This window comes from Streptomyces roseochromogenus subsp. oscitans DS 12.976 (genome assembly GCF_000497445.1).
GTDB lineage: Bacteria > Actinomycetota > Actinomycetes > Streptomycetales > Streptomycetaceae > Streptomyces > Streptomyces oscitans.
Map to the genome: position 1 here is coordinate 5180069 of NZ_CM002285.1, position 3166 is coordinate 5183234.

Sequence of the window (3166 nt, forward strand, 5' to 3'; positions counted from 1 at the left end):
GCCGGCAACCCCTTCGGCGGCGCCGCGGAGACGACCGACTCAGTGCCCGGGTTCGTCGGCGGCGTCGAGATCCCGGAGCTGCTCAAGCGGCCACCGCTGCCCGGGGAGGAGCCGGCGAAGCCGGCCCCGGACACGGCCGAGCCGATCGCGGACGCCACGGAGGCCGCCGCCGAACCCGGACCCGCCCGGCGTCGCCGCGGCCTGATTCCCCGTCCCGCCGCGGGCTGGACCAACCCCCTCCTGCTGCTGGCGGCCGCCGCGCTGGTCGCCGGTGCGGTGCTCGGGAACTGGTTCGCTCTGCTGCTCGGCTGGGTGATCGCCTACGGCTCCCGGCGGCTGACCCCCGCGGAGACCAAGCTGGCCGTCATGGTCCTGCCCGGCACCGCGGTCGCCGCCGGACTGGTCTGGCTGTGGGGCCGGGACAACGGCCGCTGGGGCACACCGATCGCCCAGGGCCACATGAACGAGGCGATCGCCGAGACCTGGCCATGGGTGGTCCGAGGCGCCGCGGTGGCCTCGGCGCTGTACTTGGTCTGGCGCTCCCAACGACGCGGGTGAAGCTGACGGCACTGCAGTTCCCCCACGCACCCGCAGCCGGCAACGCAGAGGTACCCCACGGCGCAAACCCGCTCGGCCGGCCCGCCGGAGGCACCCGGCACAATTGCGCATATGACTTTGACCATCGGCTTCGACCTGGACATGACCCTCATCGACTCCCGGCCAGGGATCCGCGCCTGCTACGTGGCCCTGGCCGAGCGGACCGGGGCGTACATCGACGCCGATCTGGCGGTGACCCGGCTGGGCCCGCCGCTGGTGGAGGAGCTGAGCCACTGGTTCCCGGAGGAGGAGATCCCCGCGATGGCCGGCTTGTACCGGGAGATGTACCCGTCGACCGCCATCGCCGCGACGCCCGCCATGGACGGCGCCCGGGAGGCGATAGCCGCGGTGCGCGCGGCCGGCGGCCGGACTCTCGTGGTCACGGCGAAGTACGAGCCCAGCGCCAAGCTGCACCTGTCCCACCTCGGCATCGAGCCGGACGTGGTGGTGGGCGACCTGTGGGCCGAGCAGAAGGCGGAGGCACTGCGCGAGTACGGCGCGGGCGTGTACGTCGGCGACCATGTCGGGGACGTGCGCGGGGCGCGTACGGCCGGCGTGCTGTCGCTCGCCGTGGCGACCGGCCCCTGCACCGCCGATGAACTGCGCGCCGCCGGGGCGGACGTGGTCCTCGACGACCTCTCCGCCTTCCCGGACTGGCTGACCGGCTACCGGACGACTGGCTGACCGGCTGACCGGCTACTCGGCCGCGGCGCGCGCCTGACGTCGGCCGGCGGCCACCGAGCGCAGCACCCCCGCACCGGCCAGCAGGAAACCGACGCCCATGAGCATGCTCATGCAGTACATGTACGTCGGAAAAGGCTTCGCGCCCAGGAACAGCGGCGCCACCGTGACGAGCGTGGCCACGGCGCCGATGAAGAAGACGATCGCGCCGGCACGGATCAGGTGGTCACCGGGCACGGCGGAATTCGTTTGGGTTTTGTCACGCACCGGACCAGGGTAGTTCCCAGCGCGAGAGAACAACCGGGGGACGTCTTGTCACCCGCCCCGAGACCATTACGCTTGGTAGCGGCGGGTCACGGTCGACCCGCCCCAGTGCTATCGAGAGCACTTTCCGAGCAGTAGAAGCAGTGACAGTTCCCCAACTAGTACGAGGACGAGGACAGACGGTGCCGACCGGGCGTGTCAAATGGTTCAACAGCGAGAAGGGCTTCGGCTTTCTCTCCCGCGACGACGGCGGTGACGTCTTCGTCCATTCCTCTGTTCTCCCCGCCGGAGTCGATGCGCTCAAGCCGGGACAGCGCGTGGAGTTCGGCGTCGTGGCCGGTCAGCGCGGTGACCAGGCGCTGTCGGTGACCGTGCTGGAGCCGGCGCCGTCGGTCGCCGCCGCCCAGCGCAAGAAGCCCGACGAGCTGGCCTCCATCGTGCAGGACCTGACGACCCTTCTCGAGAACATCACGCCGATGCTCGAGAAGGGCCGCTACCCGGACAAGGCCTCCGGCAAGAAGATCGCCGGCCTGCTGCGGGCGGTCGCCGACCAGCTGGACGTGTAGACGCGGGCAGGAAACCCGTCAGGGAAAAGCGAGCGCATCCGGGCCGAGGGGCGGCAGCAGCCCCTCGGCCGCCGCACGTGTGAGCAGCCCGCGGATCGCCGCGTAGCCGTCCTCGCCGAGGTCGGCGGTGAACTCGTTGACGTACAGCCCGATGTGCTGGTCGGCGACGGCCGGGTCCATCTCCTGGGCGTGAGCCATGACATACGGCCGGGACGCCTCGGGGTCGTCCCAGGCGGCCAGTACGGAGGCGCGGATGGCATCGGCGAGCCGCGTCAGTGTGTCCGCGCCCAGCGAGCGCTTGGCGACGATCGCGCCGAGCGGGATCGGCAGCCCGGTGGTCCGCTCCCAGTGCTCGCCCATGTCGGCGAGCTTGTGCAGGCCGTAGTTCTGGTATGTGAACCGGGCCTCGTGGATGACGAGTCCGGCGTCCACCTTGCCGTCCCGCACGGCCGGCATGATCTCGTGGAACGGCATCACCACGATCTCACCGACCCTGCCCGCCCGTCGCCCACCACCGCCCTCAACCGAGGGCCCTGCGGGCCCGCCCCTCTTGATCGGCAGCGTGTCTGCCGCCCACAGCCGGAACAGCAGGTACGCGGTCGACTTCTCACTCGGCACCGCGACCGTACGGCCCGTCAGATCGACGCCGGCCTCCCGCGTGAGCACCAGCGGCCCGCAGCCCCGCCCCAGCGCACCGCCGCACGGCAGCAGCGCGTACTCGCCGAGGATGTACGGCAGGACGGCGTACGACACCTTCAGCACGTCGAACTCGCCGCGCTCGGCCATGCCGTTGGTGATGTCGATGTCGGCGAAGGTCACGTCCAGCGCGGGGGCGCCGGGGACGCGGCCGTGGGCGAGGGCGTCGAAGACGAAGGTGTCGTTCGGGCAGGGCGAGTACGCGATGTGCAAGGGCTCAGTGGTCATACGGTGTCCAACTCTCCAATGCGGGCGCGAGCTTCCCGAAGGCCTCGGTGAGGGCGGTGAGGGCGTCCCCGACGCGCCAGGCGGCGCGGTCGCGCGGGCCGACCGGGTTGGAGACCGCGCGGAGCTCCAGCACC

4 protein-coding genes and 2 pseudogenes are annotated in these 3166 nt (G+C 71.4%); 3 read left to right on the plus strand and 3 right to left on the minus strand.

Going from position 1 to position 3166, the window contains the following annotated elements; genetic code table 11:
- Both M878_RS72115 and M878_RS72120 read left to right on the plus strand, forming a co-directional pair.
- A pseudogene (locus M878_RS72115) lies at nucleotides 1-558 on the plus strand (hypothetical protein); the annotation flags it as partial.
- Nucleotides 559-669: 111 nt separating this feature from the next.
- Nucleotides 670-1281, plus strand: coding sequence for an HAD family hydrolase (locus M878_RS72120; protein WP_023549362.1), 612 nt, complete (start codon nucleotides 670-672; stop codon nucleotides 1279-1281).
- A 12-nt stretch (nucleotides 1282-1293) separates the two neighbouring features.
- Here the strand turns inward: M878_RS72120 and M878_RS72125 are convergent, their stop codons facing one another.
- Nucleotides 1294-1545: a hypothetical protein gene (locus tag M878_RS72125; protein ID WP_031225498.1), complete on the minus strand. Its 252-nt coding sequence runs from the start codon at nucleotides 1543-1545 to the stop codon at nucleotides 1294-1296.
- Nucleotides 1546-1724: 179 nt separating this feature from the next.
- Between M878_RS72125 and M878_RS000000101070 the strand changes: the two genes are divergently transcribed.
- A complete protein-coding gene (locus M878_RS000000101070) occupies nucleotides 1725-2108 on the plus strand; it encodes a cold-shock protein (RefSeq protein ID WP_023549364.1) in 384 nt (127 codons plus the stop codon).
- Nucleotides 2109-2126: 18 nt separating this feature from the next.
- Here the strand turns inward: M878_RS000000101070 and M878_RS72135 are convergent, their stop codons facing one another.
- Both M878_RS72135 and M878_RS000000100095 read right to left on the minus strand, forming a co-directional pair.
- Entirely contained in the window at nucleotides 2127-3032 is a 906-nt protein-coding gene (locus tag M878_RS72135) for a 1,4-dihydroxy-6-naphtoate synthase (protein ID WP_023549365.1), read from the minus strand.
- A pseudogene (locus M878_RS000000100095) lies at nucleotides 3022-3166 on the minus strand (futalosine hydrolase); the annotation flags it as partial. The gene M878_RS72135 and the pseudogene M878_RS000000100095, both read right to left, overlap by 11 nt.

Bases quoted from the DNA above. Each gene is read 5' to 3' on its own strand.
- M878_RS72135 (WP_023549365.1), bottom strand. From the start codon at position 3,032: ATGACCACTGAGCCCTTGCACATCGCGTACTCGCCCTGCCCGAACGAC.
- M878_RS72120 (WP_023549362.1), top strand. From the start codon at position 670: ATGACTTTGACCATCGGCTTCGACCTGGACATGACCCTCATCGACTCC.